The sequence below is a fragment of the Bacillus sp. FG16 genome, assembly GCF_057809515.1.
The window spans coordinates 1-1,128 of the sequence record NZ_JBMDKC010000265.1 but is presented as its reverse complement, the minus strand read 5'-3'; the positions used below and the strand labels follow the sequence as shown (position 1 = coordinate 1,128).

The 1,128-nt window shown below is 35.3% G+C and carries 3 protein-coding genes; all 3 read right to left on the bottom strand.

The annotated features are described in order from the left end of the window. The coding region (ssb, locus tag ACODS7_RS32165; RefSeq protein WP_488828620.1) for a single-stranded DNA-binding protein at positions 1-263 on the bottom strand (263 nt) is incomplete at its 3' end. A gap of 26 nt (positions 264-289) precedes the next feature. Beyond that, the gene (locus tag ACODS7_RS32160) at positions 290-529 is read right to left on the bottom strand and encodes a hypothetical protein (RefSeq protein WP_002205092.1); all 240 of its coding nucleotides are present in this window, start codon (positions 527-529) and stop codon (positions 290-292) included. A gap of 246 nt (positions 530-775) precedes the next feature. Further along, positions 776-964, bottom strand: a complete 189-nt coding sequence (locus ACODS7_RS32155) for a hypothetical protein (protein WP_098652010.1) — start codon at positions 962-964, stop codon at positions 776-778. Between the last annotated feature and the right edge of the window lie 164 nt (positions 965-1,128).

Below are 1,128 nucleotides of genomic sequence, written 5' to 3'. Positions count from 1 at the left end.
TTCCCGTCTTGCCCCTCATAATTACGAGTCTGAAGACGACCATCTACACCAGCTAAACTACCTTTTTTTAGAAAGTTTGCTACATTCTCTGCAATTCTTTTCCACACTACAATATTTATGAAGTCTGCTTCTTGCTGTCCATCCTTCTTAAATTGACGGTTAACAGCTAGCGTAAATGTTGCGACCGCAACCCCATTTGGCGTGTAACGTAAATCGGGATCCTTTGTAAGACGACCAACTAAAATTGTACGATTTAAAGACATATGTTTATTTCCTCCCTTAGTTCCCTTTATTTTTTAGGTTCACCAAACCATTCATACATGGCTTGACGACTAATAATCCATTCCTTCCGCTTTCCTTTCGGATGTAAAAAGAATTTGATTAAGCCTTCATCTAACATCCGTTGTAACTCTACTACTTTCTTTTCAGTCATACCTGAAGGGCTGATTTTGTGTTTCAGCGTTTCACGAGGAATTCCCCAATAGAATGATGCTTCACTTGGCGTCATGTACTTTTCAATCTCTTTCATGAATATCTCCTTTATTGTGTTCCTTTTATGCTATACTGGTTCATGAAGGGAATGTGCTAGATTCCCTTCATAGTTTCACACTCATTCAAATTCCCTTCTGTTTGCTTTTTTGCAACGGAGGGGTTTTATTTTTGATACTTAAATCTTGATTCTAAAATAGCCAAACGAATGAGTTTAACCTTAATTTCCTTACTCAAAGATAACCACTCCGGCGTATTGATTTTCATCATGAATCTCCCCTTTTCTTTACATCATTTTAATTACTATCATTTTTCTATCTAATTCATTGACCTGCAAACAATACGGCGTACCAGTTGCTTCTAATGCATAGCAAAACATTTGATAATACTTAAAATTACTAAGATGGAAATCAATTTGACCTCTTACAAGGAAATGTCTTAAGTCTCGGATTACTTCAACTAACCTCTTTTCCATTGCAATCCCCCTTATCAATTTTGCTCTTATAAGGTCATTATAACTCCTTTCGAACGACCTTGCAAGGTCTTAATGTTAAATTTCTGAATTTTTATTCTTTAACACAACAGAACAAGCGTAAATTTATATAAATTAACAAGAAACACTTTAAAACATCTTTTGAG

Bases quoted from the DNA above. Each gene is read 5' to 3' on its own strand.
- ACODS7_RS32160 (WP_002205092.1), bottom strand. From the start codon at position 529: ATGAAAGAGATTGAAAAGTACATGACGCCAAGTGAAGCATCATTCTAT.
- ACODS7_RS32155 (WP_098652010.1), bottom strand. From the start codon at position 964: ATGGAAAAGAGGTTAGTTGAAGTAATCCGAGACTTAAGACATTTCCTT.